This is a genomic window from Frankia sp. CcI49 (assembly GCF_001983215.1).
In the GTDB taxonomy this organism is placed as follows: Bacteria; Actinomycetota; Actinomycetes; order Frankiales; family Frankiaceae; genus Parafrankia; species Parafrankia irregularis.
The window spans coordinates 183092-209803 of the sequence record NZ_MOWP01000026.1 but is presented as its reverse complement, the minus strand read 5'-3'; the positions used below and the strand labels follow the sequence as shown (position 1 = coordinate 209803).

The 26712-nt window shown below is 73.1% G+C and carries 18 protein-coding genes; 8 read left to right on the top strand and 10 right to left on the bottom strand.

The window, feature by feature from the left end:
* Positions 1 to 17 precede the first annotated feature (17 nt).
* The gene (locus CcI49_RS22890) at positions 18 to 1031 is read left to right on the top strand and encodes a peptidoglycan-binding domain-containing protein (protein WP_076829166.1); all 1014 of its coding nucleotides are present in this window, start codon (positions 18 to 20) and stop codon (positions 1029 to 1031) included.
* Positions 1032 to 1506: 475 nt separating this feature from the next.
* Here CcI49_RS22890 and CcI49_RS42140 read toward each other — a convergent pair whose 3' ends face one another.
* Positions 1507 to 2100: a hypothetical protein gene (locus CcI49_RS42140; RefSeq protein WP_076829164.1), complete on the bottom strand. Its 594-nt coding sequence runs from the start codon at positions 2098 to 2100 to the stop codon at positions 1507 to 1509.
* 95 nt (positions 2101 to 2195) lie between these two features.
* On the opposite strand from CcI49_RS42140, the gene CcI49_RS22880 reads away from it, so the two are divergent.
* The gene (locus CcI49_RS22880; RefSeq protein WP_116437470.1) at positions 2196 to 3599 is read left to right on the top strand and encodes a M20/M25/M40 family metallo-hydrolase; all 1404 of its coding nucleotides are present in this window, start codon (positions 2196 to 2198) and stop codon (positions 3597 to 3599) included.
* Positions 3600 to 3802: 203 nt separating this feature from the next.
* Here the strand turns inward: CcI49_RS22880 and CcI49_RS22875 are convergent, their stop codons facing one another.
* From CcI49_RS22875 to CcI49_RS22855, 5 genes are all read right to left on the bottom strand, one after another.
* Positions 3803 to 5314: an NAD(P)/FAD-dependent oxidoreductase gene (locus tag CcI49_RS22875; protein WP_054566110.1), complete on the bottom strand. Its 1512-nt coding sequence runs from the start codon at positions 5312 to 5314 to the stop codon at positions 3803 to 3805.
* Positions 5315 to 5524: 210 nt separating this feature from the next.
* A complete protein-coding gene (locus tag CcI49_RS22870; protein WP_054566111.1) occupies positions 5525 to 5728 on the bottom strand; it encodes a DUF5703 family protein in 204 nt (67 codons plus the stop codon).
* A gap of 491 nt (positions 5729 to 6219) precedes the next feature.
* Complete coding sequence (locus tag CcI49_RS22865) at positions 6220 to 7614, bottom strand: mannosyltransferase family protein (RefSeq protein ID WP_083749661.1); 1395 nt, start codon at positions 7612 to 7614, stop codon at positions 6220 to 6222.
* Positions 7611 to 9527, bottom strand: coding sequence for a glycosyltransferase family 39 protein (locus CcI49_RS22860; protein ID WP_076829407.1), 1917 nt, complete (start codon positions 9525 to 9527; stop codon positions 7611 to 7613). The genes CcI49_RS22865 and CcI49_RS22860 overlap by 4 nt, the downstream gene beginning before the upstream one ends.
* A gap of 219 nt (positions 9528 to 9746) precedes the next feature.
* Entirely contained in the window at positions 9747 to 11228 is a 1482-nt protein-coding gene (locus tag CcI49_RS22855) for an NAD(P)/FAD-dependent oxidoreductase (RefSeq protein WP_076829159.1), read from the bottom strand.
* Positions 11229 to 11512: 284 nt separating this feature from the next.
* On the opposite strand from CcI49_RS22855, the gene CcI49_RS22850 reads away from it, so the two are divergent.
* Complete coding sequence (locus CcI49_RS22850) at positions 11513 to 13165, top strand: glycosyltransferase (protein WP_076829157.1); 1653 nt, start codon at positions 11513 to 11515, stop codon at positions 13163 to 13165.
* Here CcI49_RS22850 and CcI49_RS22845 read toward each other — a convergent pair.
* Together CcI49_RS22845 and CcI49_RS22840 are read right to left on the bottom strand one after the other, a co-directional pair.
* Positions 13123 to 15015: a glycosyltransferase family 39 protein gene (locus tag CcI49_RS22845; RefSeq protein ID WP_054566116.1), complete on the bottom strand. Its 1893-nt coding sequence runs from the start codon at positions 15013 to 15015 to the stop codon at positions 13123 to 13125. The genes CcI49_RS22850 and CcI49_RS22845 overlap by 43 nt on opposite strands.
* A 110-nt stretch (positions 15016 to 15125) precedes the next feature.
* Positions 15126 to 17543 carry an AAA family ATPase gene (locus tag CcI49_RS22840; RefSeq protein ID WP_076829155.1) on the bottom strand — a complete coding sequence of 806 codons (2418 nt, stop codon included), beginning with the start codon at positions 17541 to 17543 and terminating at the stop codon, positions 15126 to 15128.
* A gap of 263 nt (positions 17544 to 17806) precedes the next feature.
* Here CcI49_RS22840 and CcI49_RS22835 point away from each other — a divergent pair, with 263 nt between their 5' ends.
* The 4 genes from CcI49_RS22835 (at position 17807) to CcI49_RS42650 (ending at position 22194) form a co-directional block, all read left to right on the top strand.
* The gene (locus CcI49_RS22835) at positions 17807 to 18637 is read left to right on the top strand and encodes a histidine phosphatase family protein (protein ID WP_054566118.1); all 831 of its coding nucleotides are present in this window, start codon (positions 17807 to 17809) and stop codon (positions 18635 to 18637) included.
* Positions 18634 to 19497 carry an SCO1664 family protein gene (locus tag CcI49_RS22830; protein ID WP_076829153.1) on the top strand — a complete coding sequence of 288 codons (864 nt, stop codon included), beginning with the start codon at positions 18634 to 18636 and terminating at the stop codon, positions 19495 to 19497. The genes CcI49_RS22835 and CcI49_RS22830 overlap by 4 nt, the downstream gene beginning before the upstream one ends.
* 102 nt (positions 19498 to 19599) lie before the next feature.
* The gene (mshC, locus tag CcI49_RS22825; protein ID WP_054566120.1) at positions 19600 to 20889 is read left to right on the top strand and encodes a cysteine--1-D-myo-inosityl 2-amino-2-deoxy-alpha-D-glucopyranoside ligase; all 1290 of its coding nucleotides are present in this window, start codon (positions 19600 to 19602) and stop codon (positions 20887 to 20889) included.
* Between the two features lie 3 nt (positions 20890 to 20892).
* On the top strand, positions 20893 to 22194 hold the full coding sequence (locus tag CcI49_RS42650) for a hypothetical protein (protein WP_198955601.1): 1302 nt from the start codon (positions 20893 to 20895) through the stop codon (positions 22192 to 22194).
* Positions 22195 to 22229: 35 nt separating this feature from the next.
* On the opposite strand, the gene CcI49_RS22815 is transcribed toward CcI49_RS42650, so the two are convergent.
* Positions 22230 to 23072, bottom strand: coding sequence for a PAC2 family protein (locus tag CcI49_RS22815; protein ID WP_006545928.1), 843 nt, complete (start codon positions 23070 to 23072; stop codon positions 22230 to 22232).
* A gap of 337 nt (positions 23073 to 23409) precedes the next feature.
* Here CcI49_RS22815 and CcI49_RS22810 point away from each other — a divergent pair, with 337 nt between their 5' ends.
* Positions 23410 to 24096 carry an HAD family phosphatase gene (locus CcI49_RS22810; protein WP_076829151.1) on the top strand — a complete coding sequence of 229 codons (687 nt, stop codon included), beginning with the start codon at positions 23410 to 23412 and terminating at the stop codon, positions 24094 to 24096.
* A gap of 86 nt (positions 24097 to 24182) precedes the next feature.
* On the opposite strand, the gene CcI49_RS22805 is transcribed toward CcI49_RS22810, so the two are convergent.
* Positions 24183 to 26711 (bottom strand): FtsX-like permease family protein, encoded by a 2529-nt coding sequence (locus CcI49_RS22805; protein ID WP_076829149.1) that lies wholly within the window; start codon positions 26709 to 26711, stop codon positions 24183 to 24185.
* Between the last annotated feature and the right edge of the window lies 1 nt (position 26712).

Sequence of the window (26712 nt, the reverse complement as noted above, 5' to 3'; positions counted from 1 at the left end):
GCGGTGGGGGAGACGACATGAAGCGGCGGAATGCGGTGGCGTCGGGCCTGCGCAGACTGGCGGCCACCGGCCTCGCGCTGGCGATCGCCTCGGTGGTGGCGATCGCCTGCGTACCGGGCGGTGGCGAGGACCCACCGGGTGGCGACCCGCCAGGCGGAGGGTCGGCCCAGCCCGGCCTCGCCGGCTGCCCGACCCTGCATCCGGGGGACCAGGACCCGGTCGACGGTACGGACTGCGTGGCGGCCCTGCAGCAGGCGCTGCGTGACAACGGGTACCCGGACCAGGGGCTGGACGGCCAGTTCGGCTCCGGCACGAAGGCGAATGTGATCGACTTCCAGGCGAAGAACGGGCTGACCGCCGACGGCGTCGTGGGCGGGCAGACCCGGGATGCTCTGCTCTCCACGGGCGGCGGCGGCGGTGGCGGCGGGGGCGGGCAGGATCCGCCCGCCGAGGCGAGGATCGTCGCCGGATGCGCTCCCGAGAACTCACTCGGGGCCACCTGCCCGATCACCGGCTCGGGCTTCGCGCCGGGAGAGAAGGTCCGCCTCGACTTCTTCCTGCCGGCCGGTGGCGCCTCCGGTGACGCCGCGGTGGCGGACGACCAGGGTGCCTTCACGTTCACGTTCACGAACGAGCCGCATATCGCGAACACGGGAACGATCCACGTCGTGGCGACCGGTGAGCAGTCGAAGCGCRCCGCGAACGCCCAGTTCATCCAGGACGGATCCGCGGGTTCCGGCCCGGCCGAGATCCATTGCGTGCGCATCGACAACGACGGGTACGGGTTCACCTACGCCGGATCCGGATTCGGCGCCAACGAACCGGTCGAGGTGACCATCGCCCCGGACTCGAATGACCCGGAAACAATCTCGGAAACCGCACACGACGATGGATCGATCCAGCGAGGTATCAACTATCCGGTGAAGCAGGGAATCCATATCGGCCTGCGGGCCCGGGGTAGGACCACCGGCCGGGAGGCCAGCTCGACCGTTTACTGGGCGGGCCCGAGCAGCACGTCGACGAAGTGCTGACATCCGCTCGCAGAGAGGACCTTACTCGGCCGCTCAGTGCGTCGCCGACGCCGGCCTCGTCCTACGAGCCGTCTCCGCCATCGGTGAATCCGACGACTGCCGGACCTCTCTACCGCACAGGCCAGGAGATCTCGCTCGCGGGGGAGACCTCCGCCGTGTTCCCCCGGGAAGTTCCCGGCTTCCCGGGGGACGCTGCGGTGACGACGGGCTCTGGTGGAGCGACCTGTGCCCGCCGGTGACCGTGCCCGGCCGACCCGGTCCCGCGAAACGGGCCGGATGCGCCGCTGTCGTGAACAATGCCGGACGGAACCCCGCGGTGACGGGGCCGGTCGGCGTGTCGCTGCCAGCGCAACCGACCGCCCGCCACAGGCCGGTCGAACCTGGCGCCGGACCACCCGCGCACCCCGGCGAAGCGGCCCCGCTCCCGGCGCCGAGTTGCACCGGGAGCCGCGAGCAGCACGTGCGAGCAGCACGGCTAGTGACGCCTGCGGCCGTCTGATTCGCTGTCCGGCGCCGTGGCCGCGGTCAGCTCCCGCACGCGGCGCTCCGCGGGGCGTCGGCGGCGGGGGAACCGGGCGGTCCGGCCCCCGCCCCGGTTGCCCCCGCCGCGGTGGCTGACGCTCCGGTCGCCCACGCCCACGCCCACGCCCTCGCCCACGCCCACGCCCACGCCCTCGCCCACGCCCACGCCCTCGGCCGGGCCGGATGCGGGGCGCAGTGGGCGGTCCGTGCCGCCCGTGTTCGCGGCCTCGATGGCCGGGCGCTCGCCGATGGTGCCGCTGTCGATCGCCGCCCGGTCCCCTGCTCCTGCCGCTGCAACGGGGCGGGCGTCGCGGGCATGACGGGACTGCGCGGTCGTCGGCGTGCCGGCGCCACCTTCGAGCCCGTCCGGTACCCGACGCGCCGGCCTGGGCCCGCCGGGCAGCGCCCTTGTGGGGGGCAGCGCCGCGCCGAACCGCGCGAGACGTCCGTAGTAGTGCGCGAGGTGCAGGTGATAGTCGAGGTCACCGGTGGTGGGGAAGGTGGCGGAGCAGCCGAGATCCTCGCGCGGGCAGCGGTACAACGTCATGGCGGGTCCTCCTACCGGAAACCGGCGTGGAACGCTTGGCCCGACGGTACGTCCCTGCTCCGGTGAACGCACGGCCGGAAGAGCAGACTGGGGGCATGGCAAACGTGTCCCACGATCCCTCCGAGGACCCTGTGGCGGTCAGGCAGAGACCGGCCGCCGCGCCCGCCGCGCCCGCCGGGCGGCCAGCCGGTGCCCGACCGGCACTCACGGCCGAGTCCGAGGTCGTGGACCTGTGTCGGGACATGCTGCGCTTCGAGTCGGTCAACCGCGGGAACGGTGAGGGCCACGAGCGGCCGATCGCCGAGTACGTGGCCGAGAAGCTGGCCGAGGTGGGGCTGGAGCCCGTCCTGCTCGAGTCCGCCCCGGGGCGGACGAGCGTGGTGACCCGGGTGGCCGGCGCGGACCCGACCCGGTCCCCGCTGCTGATCCACGGCCATCTGGACGTGGTGCCGGCGGATCCGTCCGACTGGCGCGTGCACCCGTTCGCCGGGGAGGAGGTGGACGGATGTCTCTGGGGCCGCGGCGCCATCGACATGAAGGACATGGACGCGATGACCCTGGCGGTCGTCCGTGACCTGGCCCGATCGGGCCGCCGGCCGCCGCGTGACCTTGTCGTGGCCTTTGTTGCCGACGAGGAGGCCGGCGGCACGCTGGGGGCGCGCTGGCTGGTGGACAACCATCCCGACCATTTCGCCGACTGCACCGAGGCGATCAGCGAGGTCGGCGGCTTCTCCTACACGGTTTCGGACGACCTGCGGCTGTATCTCATCGAGACCGCGGAAAAGGGCATCGCCTGGATGAAGCTCACCGTGGCGGGCCGGGCCGGGCATGGGTCCATGCTCAGCGAGGACAACGCGGTGACGAAGCTGTGCGAGGCGGTGGCCCGGCTCGGCCGGCACCAGTTCCCGATCGTCGTCACGCCGACCGTGCGGGTGTTCCTCGACTCGCTCGGGGAGGCGCTGGGCATCGAGCTCGACGCGGGCGACATCGAGAGCACGATCGCGAAGCTGGGGCCGATCGCCCGGATGGTCGGGGCGACGATCCGCAACACCGTGAACCCGACCCAGCTGGTGGCCGGGCACAAGGTGAACGTGATTCCCGGCGAGGCCACGGCCTACGTCGACGGTCGGTACCTGCCCGGGCAGGAGGAGGAGTTCCTGCGCCAGGTGGACGAGCTGATCGGGCCCGAGGTGCGCCGTGAATGGGTGGTGAACGACCAGGCGGTGGAAACCGGTTTCGACGGCCCGCTGGTGGACGCGATGGCCGGCGCGCTGCGTGCGGAGGACCCGGCGGCCCGGGCGGTGCCCTACATGCTCTCCGGCGGGACCGACGCGAAGTCGTTCTCCCGGCTCGGCATCCGCTGTTTCGGCTTCTCCCCGCTGCTGCTGCCGCCGGACCTCGACTTCGCCGGCATGTTCCACGGCGTGGACGAGCGGGTTCCGGTCGAGTCGCTGCGCTTCGGTGTGCGGGTGCTGGACCGTTTCCTCGCGGCTTCCTGACCGCGTGACGTGACGCCGTCCCGGCGTCACCTGACGCCGGGACGGAACGAGACGAGCCCGTCCCGGGCGCATCCCCGGGACGGGCTCATCGTTTGTTCTGTTCCGCTGCCTCGCCGGCCTGGCAGTTCTCCGGCCTGACGTTCGCCGGCCTGACGTTCGGCGGCCTGGTGGCTCACCGGTTCGCCGGTGCGGTGCCCGGTCGGTCAGGCGGTGCCGGCGGAGGCGGTGCCACCGGTCGCCGGGCTGTCCGGGGTCAGCCGGGACGGCTCGGCTGTCGCCTTGCGGGCCTTGGGCACCGCGCCCGGCTGCGCGGCCGGCCGGGTCACCGCCGACGAGCCACGGGAGGCCCAGTCGTCCGGCAGCGTCGGGAAGAACCCGTCGCCGAGGCGTTGCAGCGCCGACCGGGCGAAGATCTGCTGCTGGGTGACCGTGCGCTCCGAGCGGCCGCGGCCGATGAAGCTCACCGTCCAGTGCAGCAGGGTGGTCACCCGGTGCTTGAACCCGATGATGTAGACGAGGTGCACCGCGAGCCACATCAGCCAGGCCAGGAACCCGCTGAGCTGCACGCCCTTGATGCTGGCCACCGCGCTGAAGCGCGAGATCGTGGCCATGCTGCCCTTGTCCTTGTACTCGAAGTTGCGCATCGGCGGGCCGCTGCGCAGCCGGGTGGCGATCGTCTTGGCGGCGTACTGGCCGCCCTGGATCGCGACCTGGGCGACACCGGGCAGCCGGTCGAGGGTGGCCATGTCGCCGACGACGAAGACCTCGGGGTGACCGGGCAGGGTCAGGTCGGGCTGCACCTGGATCCGGCCGGCCCGGTCCAGCACGGCGCCGGACTGCTCGGCGAGCTGCTTGCCCAGCGGGCTGGCAGCGACACCGGCGGCCCAGATCTTGCAGACCGACTCGATCCGGCGCCGGTTGCCGTCGGAGTCCTCGACGTCGATGCCACGGGAATCGACGTTGATGACCCGGGCACCGAGCTGGATCTCGACCCCGATCTTCTCCAGCTTGGCGGTGGCCTTGGCGGCGAGCTTCTCGCCGAACGTCCCCAGCACGGTCGGGGCGGCGTCGAGCAGGATGATCCGGGCCTTGGTCGTGTCGATGCGCCGGAAGTCGTGGCGCAGCGTGCGGTGCGCCATCTCGGCGATCTGACCGGCCATCTCGACGCCGGTCGGGCCGGCACCGACGACCACGAAGGTCATGTAGCGCGCGACGTCCTCCGGGTTGGGGGCGGTCTCGGCGACCTCGAAGGCGCCGAAGATCCGTCCGCGCAGCTCCAGCGCGTCGTCGATGCTCTTCATGCCGGGCGCGTGCTCGGCGAAGTGGTCGTTGCCGAAGTACGACTGGCCCGCGCCGGCGGCGACGATCAGGCTGTCGTAGGGCTGCACGTCCGACCGCCCCAGCAGGTTCGACGTCACCGTCTTCGCGGCGAGATCGATCTCGGTGACCTCACCCATGATCACCCGCGCGTTCGTCTGGCGGCGCAGCACCTCGCGGGTGGCCGGGGCGATCTCGCCCTCGGACAGGATGCCCGTCGCCACCTGATAAAGCAGTGGCTGGAACAGGTGATGTGTGGTCTTTGCGACGACAGTCACCTCGACGGGCTCGCGGCGCAGCGCCTGGGTGGCGAACAGCCCGCCGAAACCCGAGCCGATGACTACGACCCGGTGCTTTTGGTGTCCGTCGCTCGTAGCGGTCACAATCGCTCCCCACATGCCGATGGGTCTCTGACGGAGTGGTTCACGGTCCGTCCGCCTCACCATCTTCCGCCGTGAATCGGAGCGGGGATCGTGGCGATACTCACGTCTCACCCGGCGATGTCCGTCCCGGCGGGTCGGACGTCACATCTGCCGTGCTGTGCCAATTCACCTTTGGCAGGTTGTCGGTGGCGTGGGCCCGCTGCGGTCGGTGACCGGGCCGCCGGGTCAGGTGGGGAGATAACCGGGCAAGCCGCCCGGCCGGCGCCGTCGGCGTAGCACTACTCGGCGGGTCCCATCGGGGTAGATACGGGAGCGATCAAGCTCCCAGTCCCCGAACTCGGCGTGCAGGGTGAGGATCGCCACCGCGGTTCGCCGGTCGGTGCCCGGGGGCATCGTCAGCTTCTGGTACTCGAGCTCCCTGTCGACCAAGGTGCCTGCACCTCCCGTTTCGCCGGCCCGGTGAGCGCACGGACGCCCGCTCGATCACCGGCTCCCAACCCGCCTGCGCGCGTCTCGCGCGCACCTGTTCGGTCACCGTGACACCGGGGACCTTGATGAACGCACGGTGTCCTGGAAAGAAACCTTGTCGTAGCGGTCGATCGCGCACAAGCCGTTGTCGGGTGTGCCGTGGGGAAAAGTCACACCGATCCCGGTCGACGGGGACGGCGGGGCGCCCCGCCAGGGCACCGGACAGGGGCGCCGGACAACGACATCCCGCGTTGCCGGGGGTGAAGTGCGCGGCAATGGGACGCCGCGGGCGACATTGGCCGGCCTGCCCGGCGGAATTTCGGACCAGCACGGAACGACCAGGCCACGGAAGTCCGGTGAGGCGAACGGTGGCGCGGCGACGGCGCGAGAAAACGACGCCGGCCCGGTCCGTCAGACGACGGCCCGGGCGCGGCGACGCCCGCCAGGGGACGTCAGGGCACGTACGAGAGCGTGAACGCGAGGGTCGCGTAGACGGTCATCGCCGCGGCGGAGACGGTGATCACGAACGTCCACACCTCGCGGCGGGCTGTGGCCAGGGCGGCAACGAGGAGGAACGGGAACGCGCCGTAGAGGTAGCGCTCGGAGGAGTCGAGGTTGCTGCCGGTCACGATCGCCAGCAGCACGAGCGTCGACCAGACCGGGTACGACACGGGCAGCCAGCGGAACATGACCACCAGGGCGAGCACGGCCAGCACCAGCCAGGGCACATGCAGGGCCGTGCCCAGCTCGCCGCTGGTCGCGCCGCGGGCCGCGTCGATGATCGTCGAAAGCGGGTTGGCGCTGCTGCCGTGCCGGGCCGCGTCACGTTGCATCGTCAGCGGGGCGAGCCCGTCACCGTGGGCGGACGCGGACCACAGCAGGTAGATCCCGGCTCCGGCCAGCGGGGCGACGAGCGCGCCGAGCCGGCCGGCCAGCTCACGCCCGCCGCCACCGGCAGGCCGGCCGCCAGCCTGCCCGCCGCCGGTCGTCGGCGGCGCGGAGGCGTCGGGCGCTCCGGGCGCTCCGGGTGGGAGCAGCGGGGTGGGCGGGCCCGGTGCTCCGGCAGGCCCCAGCCGGCCCAGCAGCGGGAGGCGCAGCCCGCGGGCCGCCTCGATCGCGACCGGCACGGCGAGCAGCAGGCCCAACGGCCGGCACAGGCCGCCGAGCAGCCCGGCGACGATCGCGATCTCCCAGCGGCGGGTCCGCGCCCCGAACAGGACCGCCGCGGCCAGCAGCCCCGCCAGCGCCTCGGCGTAGCCCATCACCAGCACGAAGGCGGGCGGCGCCAGCGCCCCGATCCAGATGACCCGGCGGGTCGTGTCGTCGTCGAAACCCTCGGCCCGCGCGACGCCGACCAGCACCAGGGCGAACGCGACGGCGATGAGGTTCACCAGGACGAGCAGCACGGCCCCGGCGTGGCCGCCCGCGCCGGGCAGGGCCGTGAACAGGCGGACCAGCAGGGGGAGCAGGGGGAAGAAACGCCGGCTCTCGTCACCGGCCCCGTCGTAGCCGTGCTCGGCGATGGTGAGGTACCAGCCGGCGTCCCAGCCGAGCAGGTCGGTCGTCTCAAGCGTGACGCCGCCGTCCTCGCTGGCGCTGTCCGCGATGAACCGGGTCAGCGCCAGCGCCGCGCCGACGACCACCCGTGCGGCTACCCAGGCGACGAGGACGTCCCGCAGATACCAGCGGCGGGCCCAGGCCCGGGCCCGTGCGGCCGACGTGCGGTCACCACGGCTGACCCCGTGCCTGCCCCGGGCCGGCTTCTCCCGTCGCGGCTGCGGCGTCTCCCGCGTACCCGGAGGCTGCCGTGGCGCCTCCGGGTACGCGGGCTGGCGCGCTGCGGTCATGACACCCGGAACCGCAGCAGGGCGTAGTTCTCGTACACGCGGGCCGGAATGCCCTGCGTCATCACCTCGTCGGCCAGCGGGCGCTGCTCCTGCAGCGTCGTGCGCACCTGGGTGCAGAGCTCCTCGTAGGTCCGGTACGCGCCGGAGCCGGCCATGAACACGGTGTGTGATCCGGCCTCGGCCAGCGCACGCTCGGCGACCGCGACGCCGTTGGCCTTCTTGTTCCGCTCCTCGTAGTCGACCCAGTTCACCCGGTCGGGCGGTGCGTAGGTCGGGACCACGTAGACCTTGAGCCAGGAGGGCACGGTGCGGGCCAGACCCGGCCCGAGCTGGTCCGGGCACACCAGCAGGACGTCACCGGGCTTGGACAGCCGGGTGAGGACCGCGGCGGCCTCGCCGGCCTGGCTGCGTTCCCGCCGGACGTCGCTCGTCCCGGCGACGACGCCGATCAGCGCGGCGAGCACGACCACGCCGCGGAAGACCCGCCGGTCCGCCAGCATCGTGGCGCCGAGGCCGACCACGAGGAGGAACGGGACGAACGCGGTCGCCGTGTAGCGGTCGGCCCAGGCGTTGCCGACCGCCTTGCCGGCCGCCACCGCGACGATCAGGGTCCCGGTGGCGAGGAAGAACAGCGTGCGGCCCGGTTCGAGGCCCTTCAGGTCGAGCAGCATGAACCGGCCCCCGAGGGGACGTCCCGCGATACCGGCGGCGACCAGACCGGTCACGATGAACAGCAGCAGCCGTCCGAGGGTGGTCGGTCCGCCGGCCCACTGCCCGTAGGCGTGGGTGACCGCGGCGAAGCTCGCCGGCTCCCCCCAGGGGGTGCCGGTGTGGGCCAGCTGGGAGAAGAAGTTCGACAGCCAGGGCGCGAACACCAGGCCCCCGGCGATCAGCCCGACCACACCGGCCAGCGGGCCACGCCGGTGCCACTGCGGGACGGTGCGGGTGGCACCCCCGGCCGCGTCGGCCAGCAGCTCGGCCGGGCTCGCGCCGGCGCGGGCACCACCACCCGCCGGATCCGCCGGCTGCGTCCCGGCGGTCGCCGGCGCCAGGCCGCCGGCCGCGTGCGGCATGCTCCCGGCCGCCGTGTGTGCGGGGTTCCCCGCCGCATGCGCCGGATTCCCCGCAGCCGGCCATCCGGGCACGGCAGCCGGCGCGGCCGCCGCAGGGGGGCGCGGCGCGCGTACGGCGCCAGGGCGGTGCCCACCCCGGCCACGCCCGGCGCGGGCGCGCCGGGTGGCCTGCGCCGCGGCGATCCGGGGCCGGATGATGATCAGCCCGATGAGCCACGCGCCGACCGTCAGCAGGACGTAGAGGCACCAGTAGTGCGTCAGCGCGAGACAGCCCGCGCACAGCGCGAGCAGCGCGATGTTCTTCACGGCGGGATCGCGCAGCACCCGTTCCAGAGCCAGCCCGCCCAGCGCCGTGAGCAGCACGATCAGGCTGTACATCCGGGTCTCGGTGCCGAAGTACAGCGCGAACGGGGAGGTCAGGTAGAGCACGACCGCGACCTTCGCGGCCCGCTCGCCGACCAGCTGGCGCCCGAGGAGGAAGATCGGCACCGCCGAGAGCAGGTTGATCACCGCGGACATCGCCCGCACCGCACCCGCGCCGTCGCCGAACAGGCCCACCCACCCGTGCAGGAGGATGTAGTACAGCGGCGGCGAACCGTCCTCCAGCAGCCCGTCCCACATCGTCGGGCCGGCGCCGGACAGGGGGAGGCGGGCGATGGCCACGCTCTGCGCCTCGTCGAGCCAGAGCGGCTGGCGTGCGCTGAAGCGCACCGCCACGGCCCCGGCGATGATCAGAACGAGCGCGGCCCGGAAGATCCGGTCCTCGCGGCCGGGTCGCGCCCCGACCCGTTCAGCCGGCTCGGAGGGGTTTTCCGCCGGCCGCACCGCGACGTCGGTCACGGTCAGTCCCTTCGGTGTGCCAGGGGTGCGGTGCGCGAGGGCCGGGGCTGCCCAGGCAGGCACCCGGCGCTCGCTCGCGCCCGTTGCTACTGGTGAACGTGGACGCGTTCACAATGACGCGTGACGCCGCGGGTCGGCCACGCGAAGGCAGGCGGCGGGCTCGTCGGGAGCCCCCGGCCGTGTCACGGAGGGAGTCCCGACGCCGCCGCCGCGCGTCGCCTAGGCGCGCTTCGAGGAGGACTCCTCGTGGTAGTCCTCCTCGACGTTGACCTCCCAGACGTCGTGGGACTTTCCGTCGATGATGTTCTCAACCGTCAGCATCGCGGTGAGCATCGAGTGGTCCTGGTTGTTGTACCGGTGCATACCGTTACGGCCGACCGGGTGGACGTTGGGAGCGTTGTCCTCGAGCCAGCCGCGGATGATGTCGACGTTCTTCTTGTACTCCGTGTCGTAGTACGGGTACGCCTTGGGCATCCGCACGACGTAGCCGGTCTCGACCTGGCCGGCGCGGACGAGGCCGAGCCGGGCCAGCTCCCGGGTGCCCAGCGCGATCAGGTCCTCGTCGGACGAGTTCCACATCCCGTCGCCCTCGAAGACGAAGTACTCCAGGCCCAGGCAGGTCTTGCCGTCCTTCACCAGGAACGGCGACCAGGACGAGAAGTTCTGGATGCGGCCGACCTTGACGTCCGGGGAGTGGATGTAGATCCAGTTGTCCGGGAACCCGGCCGACTCGGGAACGACCAGCGCCACGGTGAGGAAGTCGCGGTACTTCAGGGCGTTCGCGGCGGCGAGGACGCGCGGCGGAACCGGCGGGTCCATCACGCGCACCAGCGAGGAGAAGGACATCGAGGAGATGAACTGGTCACCCGTGTACTGGTACTCGGTGCCGATGTCCGTCCGCGACGACTCCGGCGCGCCCGCGCCGGGCCCGTAGCCACCCGTGACCACCGTGGTGACACCGGTGGCCTTGCCGTTCTCGTGGTGGATCTTCTTGACCTTCTCCTCGAAGACGATCCGGCCACCCTGCTTGGTGATCTTGTCTGCGGCGGTCTCCCACATCATTCCCGGCCCGTACTTCGGGTACTGGAACTCCTCGATGAGGGAGGTGATGTCCGTCTGGTTGCGCTTCGGCAGCACCGCGTTGATGACGGCGTTGCTCAGGGACAGGCTCTTGATCCGCTGAGCGGCCCAGTCGGAGGGCATCTCGCTGACGGGAACGCCCCAGACCTTCTCGGTGTAGGTCTTGAAGAAGGTGCGGTAGAGCCGCCAGCCGAATCGCGCGACCAGCCAGTTCTCGTAGTTCGACTGGTCCTTCGGCGGGCGCACCCGGGCCGCCGCGTAGGAGCCGATGCAACGCGCCGCCTCCAGCACGCCCAGGCCACCCAGGGCGTTTCCTGGCTTCAGCGGGTAGTCGAAGAACTTGTTGTTGTAGTAAATGCGGCTGGAACGCGGCCGGAGCAGGAAGTCCTCATCCGGCAGAATCTCGTGCCACAGCTTCTCGACCTCGGGAACCTTGGTGAAGAAACGGTGGCCACCGATGTCGAAACGCCAGCCGTCCCGCTCGGCCGTGCGGCTGATTCCGCCGACCACCGAGTCACCCTCGATAATCGTCACGGGGATCTCCCGCTTCATCAGCTCCCAGCCGGCGGAGAGACCGGCCGGCCCGGCTCCGATGACGACTACCTCTGGCTTTTCGGTCACTGTGCCGGACCTCTCCTCAACAACATCGTCCGTGGTCAGTCGGGGGACGCACAGGCGGCGCGTTTCGCGCCCGCGGCTGGCTGGACCCCTCCCGGTGCCGGAACCTTCGCATCCGGCCTCCGGGGCAGTCTCGCATGGGAGTTACCGCCGCTTCACCGGACCCCCCGGTGGGGCGCCGATATCGGCCCGGCACACCTGATGCGGTGGGCCTTGCCCGGGCGGCGCCGCTCCAGTGTGCCTGACCTCGGCGGCCGACCCGCCGGGCGCTCTGGCATGGTGCGGACATGCCTCGCGCACTGCCCACCCCGCGTGTTCCGGAGCCGGCGCTGCTCCTGGCCGGCTGGTGCGGCTGCGCGGTGGGCATCAGCCTGTCGGACGGCAGGTACAGCCCCCTCGCGCTCGTCATGGTGCTGCTGGGCGCCGCCGCGGCCGTGGCCGCCCTCGCCGTTTCTCCGGTGGCGGGTCTCACACCGGGCGGCGGGTCCCCGACGTCGCGGCGCGGGTGGGGTGGCACGGCGGCAGGGTTCGCCCCCCGGGCGGTGATCGTCCTGTGTGGCGTCGTTGTCGCGGCCGGCCCGCTCGTGCGTCACCCTCGCTACTACGCCGCGGGCCCGGCCGCGGCCGTGGCGGACGTCCTGGCGGCCGCCGCGGGGCTGCTCGCCGGGGCAGCACTGCTCAGCGCCGCCCGCACGGCCAGGCCCGCAGGTCCGGCCGGCGCGGACGCTGCGCGGTCCGGGTCCGGGTCCGGGGTGGGGGCCAGGGTGGGCCTGGGCCTGGCCGGGAGCCGGGGGCCGTGGTGGGCGCGGTCCTGGGTGTTCTGGGCGGTGCTCGGCCTCGCGGTCGCCGCCGGCGTCGCCACCATCGTCGCCGCGCCGCGGCCCCGGATCGACGTGTTCCACCTGCTGCAGGGCTCGACGTCAGGGCTGGCCGACGGCGAGAACATGTACCGCCAGCAGTGGGGGCCCGACCCGGTGACCTACGCCCACACCGCGGGCGGGCTCTTCGACGTCTACCCCTACCTGCCGGGCACCTCGCTGCTGCTGGCGCCGTTTCGGTGGGTATTCGGTGACGTCCGGTACGGCCTGCTTCTGGCGGTTGCCTGCGCGGCGGTCATCGCCCGCCCACACGGCGCAGGGCACGGTACCGCGGGCCCGGGCACGGACATGTCCACCGGCACCGGCCCGCGCGTCACCCGGCTCCTTCCGCTCCTGCTCGTCGTGTTCCCGGAGTCGATGTACGCGCTGCAGCAGTCGTGGACGGAGCCGCTGCTCGTGGTGGCGCTCGCCGTGATGGTCCGGGCGGTCACCACCGGCCGCACCCGGCTGGCCGTGGTCGCCCTCGCGCTGGCGTTGGCCAGTAAGCAGCATGTGGCGCTGCTTCTGCCGGTCGCGGCCTGCTGGCCGGCCTTCGGCCCGCGCCGGGCGCTGGCGTCGGCCGGCCTCGGGCTGGCGGTGGTGGCGCCCTGGATCGTGACGGCACCGCGGGACTTCTTCGCCGACGCTGTCCGCACCAACCTCGACTACCCGGTGCTCGACCACTCGCTTTCGCTGCCGGGCTGGGCCCACCATTTCGGGATCACGCTCGGCTTCGGCGCGACCGCCGCCGTGCTGGCTGGCAGCTACCTGCTGGCCTGGCGGGCCCGCGGGGGCGCGGCAGGCTTCTGCGCGGGCTCGGCGGTGGTCCTGCTCGGGCTGGATCTGATGAACAAGCAGACCTTCTTCAACCACTACACGCTGCCGATGGCTCTGCTCGTCCTGGCGGCGACCAGCACGGCGGCCGCGCGGGGCCACCTCGTGGCCCCGCCGCAGCTCAGGGCGCGGCCTCGGCGTGCCGCGGACGGTCAGCGTGCCGCGGAGGGTCAGCGTGCCGCGGAGGGTCAGCGTGCCGCGGACGGTCAGCGCAGAGTGGAGAACCGCTCCAACGCCGCGCCCTCGTAAAGATTGCGCTTCTCGACCTGCAACGCACGGTCGCGCAGCGCCGCGAGCTGGTCGGAGACCACCGCGCAGGCACCTTCCAGGAATCGGTACCCATCGGCCCGCACGAGCAGCACGGCGTGGTCGGGCCCGGCGAGCCCGTTCACCTCGGCGGCGAAGGCCGCGCCGTTCGCGCGCTTCATCCGGTCCGCGTAGTCGACCCAGTCGACGAGGGCGGGGCCGGTCTCGTCGGCGTAGACGATCTCCCGGACGTCGATGTCGCCGCGGCGCACGATCGCCCGGTGCACCGCCGGGCCCAACTGGTCCGGGCAGTAGGCGACGACGTCGCCCGGCCGGGCGATCCGGGCGATCCGGTCGGCGATCTCACCGGCCTGGGTCCGTTCGGTGCGGGCGAGCTGGTACCCGCCGATCAGCCCGCTGACCGAGGCGATGACGAGCACGGCCACGAACGCGCGGTGAACAGGCAGGTGGGCGATGCCCAGCGCGGCCAGCAGGAGGCAGGCCGGCAGGGCGATGCCGGTGTACCGCTCCGCGTAGGCGCTGCCGCCGAACATGTTGACGAAGTAGGCCAGTACGAGCGGAACGAGCCAGATCGCCGCGAGGTACCGGCCCGGCGTGCGCCCGGAGATCTTGACGTGGAGCTCGCGGCCCAGGGGCCTGGCGGTGAGCCCGATCAGCGCGCCGCCGAGCAGGATGACGCCCAGCAGGGCCCCGGTCGACTGCGGCCCGGCCCAGTCGAAGACGGTGTCGAGCAGTACCTGAGCCTGCACCCGCGGTGCCCAGGGCGTCCCGGTGTGCAGCATCTGGAAGAGGAACACCGGCATCCACGGCGCGAAGAGCAACGCCGAGGCCGCCATCGCGGCGAACGCGCGCAGCGCCGGGCGGCGGTAGCCGGGCCGGCGCCGCGCCTGCACGAGCAGGAACGCCGCCACCGTGAACACCAGCAGGAACGTCCAGTAGTGCGTGTAGACCAGGGCGGCCGTCGCGAGTGTCAGCAGGGCCAGCCGAAACGGGCTGCTGCGGTTCAGCGCCCCGATCGCCGCGAACCCGAAGACCAGCACCAGCAGGACGACCAGCGAGTACATCCGCGCCTCGCTGCCGTAGCGGATCGCGTACGGCGAACAGGCGAAGAGCAGCAGGGCGGCGCGCCCGACGCGCTGTTCGGCTGTCGGCCCGCCGTTGCCGAGCGCGGTCGCGTAGCGGCCCACACGCCGCCCGGCCAGCCAGGCCAGCGGCAGCGTGGCGAGCGAGAGCACACCGGACAGGGCCCGGACGGCGACGTCGCCGTCACCGAACAGCGTGATCCACCCGTGCAGGAGAAGGTAGTACAACGGCGGCGAGCCGTCGTGGCGGAGCGCCTCGAGCAGGTCGGGCACCGACCGGGACGCGATCCCGACGGTCAGCGACTCGTCCAGCCACAGATGACTCGGCGTGGCGAAGCGGAGCACGGCACCGGTCACGACCGCCAGCAGCGTCCCGACGAGGACGAGCTGGGGTGCCGCGGCCACCGTCCACTGCCGGGCCAGCCCCAGCCCGGCCGCCCAGCGCTGCGACCACCCCGGTCGGACGCCCTCGGGAGCGGATCGCCGCGCGGACTCCCGCGGGTCGGCCGGCGTGGCGGCCTGCCTGACCGGCACGGCCTGCTCACCCGGCCCCGCCAGCTCGATCGGCACCCGCTGGGCGAGCACGGGACCGTGGGCGGGCGTCTCGGCCGCGGCCGGCGCCTCGCCCGTCTCGTGGGCCTCCAGAACCGGTGCCTGCCCCGGTTCCGAGCTGGTGCCCGGCGCCGAGGACGATTTCCCGACCTGCCCGGTCGGCAGGTCGTCAGGGCTCACCACCCGAACGCTACCCATTCGTGTGCCACGCGATCTTCGTCAGGTCGGGTTCGGCGCCCCGCGACAGCTTCATGACAGGTTTCCTGGCAGTCCTGTGCCCCATGACGTGTTCCTCATGACGGGCTGCCTCATGACGATCCCGCCCGCGTACCGGCCTGCGCCGGTACGGCCAGCGCGTCGGCCCGGCTGCTCGGGCCGCGCCGGCCGCTCTCGTTCGGCGTGTCGTCGGCCGGCAGCTCGTCGGCCGGCAGCTCGTCGGTGTCGTCGTAGGCGTCCTCGTCGTCGTCCACACCCGGGCCGAAGGGGTCGACCGAGCCACCGGCCAGCAGCGCGGGCAGCAGCGTCGCCCGCCGCCGCCCGCCAGCGTCACGCACCGCCGCGCGCAGCGCCGGGCCGTTCACCGAGACGATCGAGAGATGACTGCGGGCCCGGGTCATCGCCGTGTAGACCAGCGGGCGGTTCAGCATGCGACCGGCCTCCGGGGGGAACACGCCCACCACGGCGGCCCACTCGCTGCCCTGGGCGCGATGCACCGTGACGGCCCAGCCGTGCCGCAGGTCCACCACACCGTGCGACGGGATGTCGAGCTCCCCGCCGGGGAAGGCCACCCGCAGCGCGCCCCGCTCACCGAGCGCCACGACGACGCCGATCTCGCCGTTGGCGAACCCCAGGTCCAGATGGTTCGCCGTCGCCACGACCCGGTCGCCCACATCGAACCCGGAGACCTCACCGGGGCCGGGGTTGAGCGCCTTCTTGAGCGCGGTGTTCAGCGCGGTGGTTCCGGCCGGCCCGCCGTGCACCGGGGTCACGACCTGCACCTCGGCGGACGGGATGCCCAGCGCCCGCGGGATCGAGTCGGTGACGAGCTGGACGACCCGGTGGGCGGCCTCACCGGAGGTACGCGCCGGCACGACGACGACCTCGCGGCCGGGGCCGCTGGGCGGCGGAGGCAGCTCGCCCTGGCGGACCGCCGCGGCCATCGTCGCGATCGCGCCACCGTCCGCCTGCCGGTAGAGCCGGGTCAGCTCGGTGACGGGAACGATCTCGGACTCCAGCAGGTCGGCGAGCAGCTGGCCCGGCCCGATGCTCGGCAGCTGGGCGGGATCACCCACGAGAAGGAGATGGGTGCCGTCCGCGCACGCGTCCAGCAGCGCCGCGCCGAGCTCGGCGTCGACCATCGAGGTCTCGTCGACGACCACCAGGTCCGCCTCGAGCGGGTTGTGCTCGTCGCGGGTGAAGCCACCGCCGCGGCCCTGGGCACCGAGCAGGCGGTGCAGGGTGCTGGCCGGGGCGCCGCACAGCTCCTCCAGCCGCTTGGCGGCCCGCCCCGTCGGCGCGGCGAGCGCCACCTCCACTCCGGCGGCCTCGGCCAGCCGGACGACCGCGGCCACGGTGCGGCTCTTGCCCGTACCGGGACCGCCGGTCAGCACGCTGACGCCGGCCTCGAGCGCGGTGCGCGCGGCCCGCAGCTGGATCTCGTCCAGACCGGCGACGGCGTGGTCAGCGGCGGCACCCTGGTCCACCGACCCGCCCCGTGGGCCGCCGGCCGCACCGGGTGCCGCCGGGCCGGCCGCACCGTCGCCGTGGCCGCCGTCGCCGACCTCGCTCCCGCTCCCGGTGCCGGCCTCGTCGCCATCGGTACCGTCGCCATCGGATTCGTCGTCGTCGGCGTAGTCATCGTCGAACATCGACCGGGGCTCCGGCGCTGGGAGTTCGGAGGCGGCGCCGCCGGAGGGCGTGAGTGCCGGTTCCCCGGGCGACCCGGAGGCCGCCCGCCGGCGCCGCCGGGCCTGGCCGTCCTCGCCGTCGGCGCGCAGGGGCTCTGCCGTCGCGAGCAGGCGTTCCACCCCCTCGGCGATCGCCTGCTCGGCCATCGCGAACCGCTCCAGGGCCACCCGGTCGTCCACCTGGACCACCCGGCCGACCTCGAGTGCGCTGGTCAACGCCGTCAGCGGGTCGGTGACCCCCTCACCTGCCGCGGCCCGGGACACGGCCGCCACCTCGGCGGCGGTGTCACCGGCCCGGCTGGCGGCCCGGCCCAGCAGGTGGGTGACGACCGCCGGGCCACGCCGTGGGTCGGTGCGGCCCAGCCCGAAGTGACGGGCGAAGCGGTCGGCGTCCCCGAGCTCGGCCTCACCACCGTCCAGCAGTGACCAGGGGTCGGCGCGCAGCGCGTCGACCGCCGCGGGGCCCAGCGCCTCGCTCAGGCCGCGCGCGAGCCGGGCCGGCAGCCGAGCCGCGATGAGCAGCTCCACCGCGGCGTAGGTGGCCTCGGCCGCGCGGAACGTGTCGAGCAGGCGCCGGGCCCGCGGCCCGGAGACACCGGGCACCGCCGACAGCCGGGCCAGGTCGACGTCCGCCCGGCCTTCGATGCCGGCCTCGYCGAGGCGGCCGGCCGTCGTCCGGCCCAGGCCCGGCCAGAGACCGGCGGCGCAGAAGGCCGCGAAGACGACCCCGTCGTCTGGACCCGTGCCCGCCGCGGGCGAGGCCGGCCCGCCAGGGTCGGCGGTGGGCGCAAGCGGGATGTCGACGGCGTCTTCGGGCATTGCCGAAGCGTAACGACGGCGTCGGGAGCTCCGGGTACGCCCGCTCGGTAGCGTGGTGCGGTAGGTGGTCCGCGGGTGGTCCGATCACGCGTCGTGACGTCGGCCTCTGGCCGGCGGGCACGTCACGTCTGACCTGGTGCGTGTGTCCGGCCTGGCAGCCGCCGGCCGGTGCTCGGCACCGGCAGCCCCACCCGTGTGCCTGCCGGTGTCCGCTGGTGTCCGCTGCGGGTACGCGCCCCGCACTGGTGAAGGAGAAGTCAGGGTTGACCACAGTCCTGCTGGTCCGGCACGGTCTCACCGAGGTCACCGGCAAGATCCTGCTCGGCTGGACTCCCGGCGTCGGCCTCGACGACCGGGGCCGGGCGCAGGCCGCCGCGCTGGCCGATCGCCTCGCGGAGATCCCGCTGGCCGCGATCGTGTCCAGCCCGCTCGACCGCTGCCAGCAGACAGCCCAGGCGATCGCCGAGCGCCGTCCGGCGGGGCCCGCCGCCGCGGGCGGGCGCCAGCCCGTCCAGACCGACGACCGGGTCGGGGAGTGCCACTACGGCGACTGGACGGGGCAGGAGCTCGCCGTGCTGGCCCGCGACCCGCTCTGGAAGATCGTGCAGAGTCAGCCGAGCGCCATCACCTTCCCGGGCGGCGAGGCGCTGCGCGACACCCAGGCCCGCGGGGTCAACGCGGTGCGCGAGTGGAACGCGCGGCTCGGGCCGGACGCGACCTGGCTGCTGTGCTCACACGGTGACGTGATCCGGACCGTGGTCGCCGACGCGCTCGGCATGCATCTGGACATGTACCACCGGATCACCATCGATCCGTGCTCGCTGACCGTGGTGCGCTACGGCGAGCACCGCCCCTTCGTCCGGCGGATCAACGACATCGGCGGCTCCGTGACCGATCTCCTGCCGGCACCCGCCGCCCCGGTGCCGTCCGCCGGCGCGGTCGCGGAGGGCGGGTCGGGGGCCGACGGCGCGTCGGCCGCACCGGGCGAGGACGAGATCATCGGGGGTGGCGCCGGGGTGGCCCCGGTGGCGAGGGCCGCATCGGGCGGGCACCCGTCCCCCCAGCAGCCGCCGGCGGCGAGACTAGAGCCGTGAGCATTTCCKCGGCCGGTCCCGATCCGGGAGAGGGCCCTGCGCTGGATCCGCTCGACAGCGGCGGGCTGGACGCCTCGCAGGCGCTGGAGCTGCTGCGGTCCGGCGAGCTGGAGATCACCGGCCGGCTCGTCGACGCGAGCAACGCGACCCTGCTGTGCGAGATCCGCCTGGACTGCGCGGTCGCGGATGTCGTGGACGTCGAGGCTGGTGCCGGTGCCGGTGCCGGTGCGGATCCCGGTGGTGATGGTGCCGGCCGGGTCACCAGCGCGCGGTGTGTCTACAAGCCGGTGCGCGGCGAGCGTGCGCTCTGGGACTTCCCCGACGGCACACTGGCCGCCCGGGAGCTCGCGGCCTACGAGATCTCCGAGGCGATGGACCCGGGCATCGTCCCGCCCACGGTGATGCGTCCGGGCCCCTTCGGTGAGGGCATGGTGCAGCTCTGGATCGACGTCGACACGACCGTGGACCTGGTGGAGCTGACCCGTTCGGACGATCCGCGGCTGCGGCGCATCGCACTGTTCGACGCGGTCATCAACAACTCGGACCGCAAGGGCGGGCACCTGCTGCCCGCGCCGTCCGGCCGGGTCTACGGCATCGATCACGGTGTGACGTTTCACACCGACGACAAGCTGCGCACCCTGCTGTGGACCTGGCGGGGGGAACGGTTGACCGCGCGGGAGTGCGCCGTGCTCCGTGGCCTGAGCGAGTCCCTCGGAGGCGATCTGGGTGAGCGTCTGACGCCTCTGCTCACCACCGCGGAACTGGCTGCGCTCCAGGCGAGGGTCGAGCGGCTGCTGGCCCGGCGCCGCTTCCCGATGCCGTCCGCGRACTGGCCGGCCATACCCTGGCCGCCCTTCTGATCAGCGGCGCGCTTTCCGACCGGCCGGGTGGTGCGTCCCGGTCTCGGGCGAGCCGGCCCAGCTTGTCCCGCAGCCCGCTTCGGCGCGGTTACCCTGACACGCATGTACGCGTGGCCCTCTCCCCAGCTTCCCAGGCTTCCCGGACAGGGTCGCGACCTGCGTGTCCTCGACACGGCGAGCGGACGGGTCCGGGCGCTGCGGCCGGGTCCGACGGCCAGCCTCTACGTCTGTGGGATCACCCCCTACGACGCCACGCACCTGGGCCATGCGTTCACCTACCTCACCTACGACCTGGTGCAGCGGGTGCTGCGCGACGCCGGCCACGAGGTGCGTTACGTCCAGAACGTGACGGATGTCGACGACCCGCTGCTGGAGCGCGCCGATCGCGACGGCATCGACTGGCGTGACCTCGCCCGCCGCGAGATCGACCTGTTCCGCTCGGACATGACCGCGCTGCGCGTCCTGCCGCCCGACCACTACGTCGGCGTCGTCGAGGCCGTGCCGCTCATCGTCGAGATGATCGGCCAGCTGGTCGAGCGGGGGGCGGCCTACTCGGTCGAGGGCGACCTGTACTTCTCGGTGTCCTCGGCGAAGGAGTTCGGCGAGGTCGCCGGGCTGAGCCCGGCGCAGATGCTGGCGCTGTCCGCCGAGCGCGGCGGCGACCCGGGCCGGCCGGGCAAGAAGGACCCGCTGGACCCGCTGCTGTGGCGCGCCGAGCGGCCGGGGGAGCCGTCCTGGCCGTCGCCGTTCGGCCCGGGCCGGCCGGGCTGGCACGTCGAGTGCTCCGCCATCGCCCGCCACCATCTGGGCGCCCCGATCGACATCCAGGGCGGCGGCAGCGACCTCGTCTTCCCCCACCATGAGTGCAGCGCCGCGCACGCCGAGGTCGCGGGGGGCACGGCGCCGTTCGCCCGCGCCTACGTACACACGGCCATGGTCGGCCTCGACGGCCACAAGATGTCGAAGTCCCGGGGGAACCTGGAGTTCGTCTCGCGGTTGCTGGCGGGCGGCGCGGACCCCGCGGCGATCAGGCTGGCGCTGCTGCATCATCATCACACCGTGGAGTGGGAGTGGACGCCCGCGGACCTGCCGGCCGCCGACCTGATGGTGCGGCGGTGGCGGGCCGCGGCGGCACTGCCCGCACCCACCGCGCCGGACGCCGGCCGGCTGCTCGCCGTGGTCCGGGAGCGGCTGGCCGACGGACTCGACGCACCGGGAGCCGTCACCGCCGTCGACGAGTGGGTGACGGCCGCGCTCGGTGCTGGCGGTGCCGGTGTGGGCGCTTCGGGGGCATCGGGGGGAACAGACGTGACGGAGTCGGTGACCGTCCGCGATATCGTCGATGCGTTGCTCGGTATTGATCTTGGTTCGGGCCTACCGAGAGGAACGTAGCCGATGGGGGCGCACCACCGCCGGGAAGAGTCCGGCGCCGGCATGGAGCGGCCGACGTTCGACGAGGTCGCCCAGGGATACGACCGCCGCCAGGTCGACGACTACGTCGGTGTCCTGTGGCGGTACGCGAGCGAGGTGACGTCCCGGCTGGCGGCGGCGGAATCGGCACTGCGTCACGAGCGTGACCGCCAGGAGGCCCAGGCCCGCCTCGCCGAGGGCGTCCCCGCGCAGGCGGGCGGGCGGATCGGGCTCATGCTCGAGATCGCGCAGCGGGAGGCGGACGACATCCTCGGCGCGGCCCGTCAGATCGCCCAGTCGGCGCTGGCGGAGGCCGTCGCCGAGGCCGGCGCCAACCATCCGATCGTGCGCGAGGCCCGAGAGCAGGCGGAGAAGCTCCTGCTCGACGCGGTCGAGGAGAGCCGCCGGCTCGCGCTCACCCGACACGAGGACCTCGAGGCCGAGATCGCCCGCGGCACGCACTCGCTGGACGCGCTGCGCCGCCAGCAGGGTGAGATCGTCGGCGCCGTCCTGCGGCTGCGCCGCCTGCTCGGCGAGGACGAGATCGACCGTGCCGTCACCGATCTCGTCCGTTCCGGGCTCGCACCCGAGGGCCTGGCGGGCCACGTCGGCCACGACACCGGCGCCGCGGCAACCGGCGGTGCCGCCACCGGCGCCGCGGCGGCAGGTTCCGTCGGCACCGGTGGCTCCGCCGGCACCGGTGGTTCCGCTGGAGCCGCTGGGACGGCCACCACGGGGAGAGCCGCCACCGGGACGGCTACCGCAGCCACCGCCGCCCCAGCAGCCCCGCAGCCGGGAACGGGTGGTCCCGGCGCGGGTTTCGCCACCGACGGCTACGTGGGCGCGCAGGCGGCCGCCCCGTCCGGGTTCGCGGTGGGGGGAGTCCGGCACGCGACGGCAGGCGGGCGCGCGGGCCCGGCCGCGGCCGCCCGCCGCGGCCGGCACCGCCAGCAGCGCGATGTCGCCGACGCCGAGCCCTACGCGGCGGCGGACTCCTACGCGGCCACCGACCCGTACGCGGCGGCGGACCCGTACGCGGCCACCGACCCGTACGCCACGGCGGACCCGTACGCCACGGCGGACCCGTACGCCGCGACCGGCCCGTACTCGACTCCCGGCCCGCGCTCCGCTGGCAACCCGAGTTCGGCGGCGGGCACCGCCGGCGGATTCGTACCCGCGGGCGCGCAGGGCCGTGGCCCGGCGACCGGCGCGGTGCACATGCCTCCGGCAGGTCACCGGCCGGCGCGCGAGGAGGACATCATCGACGCCGAGATCGTCGAGGAGTGACCTCGCGCCCGCCGCGGCGGGCGCGAGGTGTGCGGTTATTCGCCCCGCCTGCGCAGGTAACGCTCGAACTCCCGGGCGATGGCGTCGCCACTCGCCTCCGGCAGGGCGGTCTCCGGCTCGCGTGACTCCAGCGAGCGGACGTACTCGGCCACCTCGGAGTCGCCGGCGGCGAGCTCGTCCACCTGCCGTTCCCAGGCCTTCGCCTTGTCGGGCAGCTCGCCGAGGGGGATCTCCATGTCGAGGAGGTCCTCGACCCGGCGCAGCAGGGCCAGCGTCGCCTTCGGGCATGGCGGGTTCGCCACGTAGTGCGGCACCGCCGCCCAGAACGACACCGATGCCAGCTCCGCCCGGGAGCAGGCATCGGAGAACACCCCGACGATCCCGGTCGGCCCCTCGTAGCGGGACGCCTCCAGCCCCAGCCGGGCAGCGGTCGCCGGATCCCCGGCGGTGCCGCTGATCGGAACGGGGCGAGTGTGCGGAGAGTCGGCGAGCAGGGCACCCAGCGTGATGACCATGTCGCTGCCCAGCGCGTGGACCGCCTCGATCAGCTCGTCGGTGAACCCCCGCCAGCGCATGTTCGGCTCGAGCCCACGCACCAGCACGAGGTCGGAGTCCGACTTCGCCGGCCGGGCGACCGACAGCCGGGTCGTCGGCCAGGCGATCTTGCGTGAGGCGCCGTCGGTGCCGCTCACCGTCGGCCGGTTCACCTGGAAGTCGTAGTAGTCGTCGGGGTCGATCGCACCGATGACCCGAGCGCCGAAGACGTTCTCCAGGTGCTCAACGGCAGCCGACGATGCGTCGGCGGCGTCGTTCCAGCCCTCGAAGGCGGCCACGACCACCGGCGACCGTAGCTGGCCGACGCCGGAGAACTCGATCACCTACCACCTCCTGCCGCCACCTGGCGGCCCCCAGTCCCCGTAACAGGGCAACGGTACGTCCTCGCCGAGTGCGAGAACGTCTGTCGTCCAGTCTGCCGCGTGATCGCAACCTCCGCCTCAAGGGCGCCGAACAACCCCGGCCCGGGGGCCGTCACCGGCCCCGGGTGTTCCACAACGTCATGTCCCGTCGGAGAGGGTATGCCGCACAGGCGCCACCCGGGTGACGACGGGTCACCGCGGGGCTCCCCGGTGGCCCGCGGGCGGCCTTTCGACCCGGTCCCGGTACCCTTCCGGAAGCGTCCCAAGCGGCCGCGGACCTTTCGGAGGACGACATCCTGTGAGTGATTTGCCGGCGGCGGTTCTGCTCGACATGGACGGTCTGCTGGTCGACACCGAGCCGTTGTGGACGATCGCGGAGCACGAGGCGGCCGCGCGCCTGGGCCGGGAGTTCACCCCCGAGATGAAGCAGGCCATGATCGGGCACGGTATCGACACCGCCGTCCCGATCATGCTGGAGATGCTGGGAGCCCCGGCCGCGGAGGAACCCGCGACCGCCGAGTTCCTGCTGCGCCGGTCGGCCGAGCTCTTCCGGGAGCCGGGGGCGATCATCCCCCAGCCGGGCGCGCCGGAGCTGCTGGGTGTCCTCACCGCCGCGGGTGTGCCGACCGCGCTGGTCTCCTCCTCGTTCCGGTCCCTGGTGGACCCGGTGGTCGCCCTGCTCGGCGCGCGGCACTTCACCGTGACCGTCGCCGGCGACGAGGTCGAGCGGCGCAAGCCGCACCCCGACCCGTACCTGGCCGCCACTCGGCTGCTCGGCGTCGACCCCGCCGCCTGCGTCGTGCTGGAGGACAGCCTCACCGGCGCGGCCGCCGGTGTCGCCGCCGGCTGCGTGACGGTTCTCGTGCCGTCGATGCCGCTCCCGCCCGGCCAGGACCTCCCGCCCGTCCAGGCCCGGGTCGCCAACCTGCACGAGGTCGACCTGGCGCTGCTCGCCGGCCTCGTCCGGCGCTCCGACGTCACCTGACCGCGCACCGGCGTCAGGTGACGTCGTACCGGCGTACCGGCCTGACGTACGCCTGACGGCCTCACCACGGTCACGGCGATCATCGGTCAGGTCGAGGCGATCGCGCGCAGGATGTCCATCCGGGCCGCGCGGCGGGCGGGGAAGACCGCGGCCAGCACGCCCAGCAGCGCCCCGACGATCATCACGGCGATGATGGTGCCGACGGGATAGGCGAAGGTGCTCACGCCCTGGCTCTCCAGGGCCCCGGTGAGCGCCCAGCCGAAGAAGCTGCCGACGACCACGCCGAGCACCGCGCCGAAGATCGCGATGATCACGGACTCGACGATCACCATCAGCCGCATCTGCGGCCGGGTCATCCCGATCGCGCGCAGCATGCCGATCTCGCGAGTGCGTTCGATCACCGACAACGCGAGGGTGTTCACGATGCCGAACAGTGCGATGACCACGGCCAGGGCGAGCAGGACGTACACGAACCCGAGCAGCTGGTCGACCTGTTTCTCCTGCTCGGCCACGAACTCGCTCTGGTCGTTGACCTTCAGGTTGGCGTACGGCTTGACGACCTTGTCGATCTCGGCTCGCACCGCGGCCGGGTCGGCGTCGTCGGCCCTCTGGACCATCACGAACAGATCCAGGTTGTTGCCGGAGTGCTTCTCGTAGTCGCCGGTGGTGATGAGGACCGGACCGGCGATCGTGCTCTCCTCGTAGGTACCGACCAGGGTCAGGTTCGTGGTGCCGTCGGGGAACGTGACCGGTACCGGCGCGCCGACCCGCAGGCCCTGCTCCTGGGCGATCTTCTCGTCCATCAGGACCGAACCGTCCCCGAGTGCGCTGAGATCGCCGTCGACCTGCTTGATCGCCAGCAGCTGGCGCAGGCCCGCGGGATCGCCGGCGGTGACGGACGACGTCTTCGACCCCAGCTTGATCGCGGTGCTGCGCACGCCGCTGGAGGTGGCCACACCGGGCAGGTCCTTCAGGCCCTTGGCGACCTCCGGACTGAAACTGGCGTAGTTCTCCCCGAACACGTAGAAGTCGGCGCCGAGGCTGCTCGACACCGTCTCCCGCACCGACTCCTTGATGGACTGCCCGAGGACGGCGAACGCGCTCACCAGCGCGAGGCCGATCATCAGCGCCGACGCGGTGGACGCGGTGCGCCGCGGGTTGCGGATCGCGTTCTCCTGCCCGATCCGGCCGCTGGTCCCGAACAGCGCACGCAGCGGCATGCCCACGATCCGTGTCACCGGCGGGGCGAGCAGAGGGGAGAGCGTGGTGATACCGAGGAAGACGAAGGCGGCGCCCGCCCCGACGACGGTCGCGTTCGCGGACTCGCCCGTGGTCAGCCCGGCCACGACCATGATGGCGCCGAGCCCGGTCAGGACACCGCCGGCGATCGCCCGGGTACGCAGCGACCTGGTGGGCAGCACGTAGGTCTCGCGCATCGCGGCCACCGGCGGCACCGTGGCCGCCTTGCGGGCGGGCACGAACGCGGCGGCGCTGGTGACCAGCAGCCCGATGAGGTAGGCGACGAGGATCGTCCGGGCCTGGAACACCAGGCTGCTCGAGGGCAGCGACACCCCGAACGCCCCCACGGCCGCCCGCAGCCCCACCGCGAGCAGCGCTCCGAGCGCAAGCCCCACGGTCGCGCCGATGAAGCCGACGATCAGCGCCTCGAGCTGGACGGAGAGCTGGACCTGGCCGCGGCTGGCACCGATCGCGCGCAGCAGCGCCAGCTCGCGGACGCGTTGCGCGACCAGCATCGTGAAGGTGTTGAAGATGATGAACGCGCCGACGAACATCGCGATGCCGGCGAAGACGAGCAGGAACGTGGAGAAGCCTCCGATGGCGTCCTGCACGGCGCTCGCGCTCTCCTCGGCGAGGGCGGTGCCGGTGATCGCCTCGATGCCGGCGGGGAGCACCGCGGCGACCCGCTGCCGCAGCTCCTCCTGGGTCAACCCGCCGGCCGCCGCGAGGTTGATCGAGGTGAACCTGTCAGGGGCGAGCATCAGGCGCTGCGCTGTGGCCGTGTCGAACACGGTGACGATGGCGCCGCCCATGCTGTCCTCGCCGCCGATGCGGAACGTGCCGGCGAGGGTGAACTCCTCCGGGTTCGCGGCGGTCTGCACGGAGAGCTTCTGCCCGAGGGTGAGGTTGTACTTGTCGGCGGTCGCCTTGTCGACGGCGATCTCCTGGCCGGTCGGGGCGTGACCGTCGGCGATCGTCTCGGCGCTGGTCGGGGAGTCGCCGCTCCAGTTCACCCCGATGCCCGGCGCTCCGCCGCTCGAGAACGGATCGCCCGTCGCGGGGTCGATCAGCGTCGCCGTCCCGCGGACCACGCCGTTCGCGGCCACGACCCCGTCGACCTTGGCCAGGGTCGGCACCAGCGAGGCGTCCACCGGGCGCCGGCTGTTCATGTCCTGGTTGCCCACCGCGTTGACGGCGCGGACCGAGACGCTGACGTTCTTGTTGATGTCGGTGAAGAGGGTGTCGAAGGTGCGGTTCAGGGTGTCGGTCAGGACCAGCGTGCCGGTGACGAAGCTGACGCCCACGACCACCGCGAGGACGGACAGCATCAACCGGACCTTGCGGGCCAGCAGGCTCCGCAGCGTCGCGCGCAGCATC

What these genes read in the sequence shown, in the direction of transcription:
- CcI49_RS42140 (WP_076829164.1), bottom strand. Translation starts at nt 2,100, where the DNA reads ATGACGTTGTACCGCTGCCCGCGCGAGGATCTCGGCTGCTCCGCCACC.
- CcI49_RS22880 (WP_116437470.1), top strand. Translation starts at nt 2,196, where the DNA reads ATGGCAAACGTGTCCCACGATCCCTCCGAGGACCCTGTGGCGGTCAGG.
- CcI49_RS22875 (WP_054566110.1), bottom strand. Translation starts at nt 5,314, where the DNA reads ATGTGGGGAGCGATTGTGACCGCTACGAGCGACGGACACCAAAAGCAC.
- CcI49_RS22865 (WP_083749661.1), bottom strand. Translation starts at nt 7,614, where the DNA reads ATGACCGCAGCGCGCCAGCCCGCGTACCCGGAGGCGCCACGGCAGCCT.
- CcI49_RS22850 (WP_076829157.1), top strand. Translation starts at nt 11,513, where the DNA reads ATGCCTCGCGCACTGCCCACCCCGCGTGTTCCGGAGCCGGCGCTGCTC.
- CcI49_RS22845 (WP_054566116.1), bottom strand. Translation starts at nt 15,015, where the DNA reads ATGGGTAGCGTTCGGGTGGTGAGCCCTGACGACCTGCCGACCGGGCAG.
- mshC (WP_054566120.1), top strand. Translation starts at nt 19,600, where the DNA reads ATGTACGCGTGGCCCTCTCCCCAGCTTCCCAGGCTTCCCGGACAGGGT.
- CcI49_RS42650 (WP_198955601.1), top strand. Translation starts at nt 20,893, where the DNA reads ATGGGGGCGCACCACCGCCGGGAAGAGTCCGGCGCCGGCATGGAGCGG.
- CcI49_RS22805 (WP_076829149.1), bottom strand. Translation starts at nt 26,711, where the DNA reads ATGCTGCGCGCGACGCTGCGGAGCCTGCTGGCCCGCAAGGTCCGGTTG.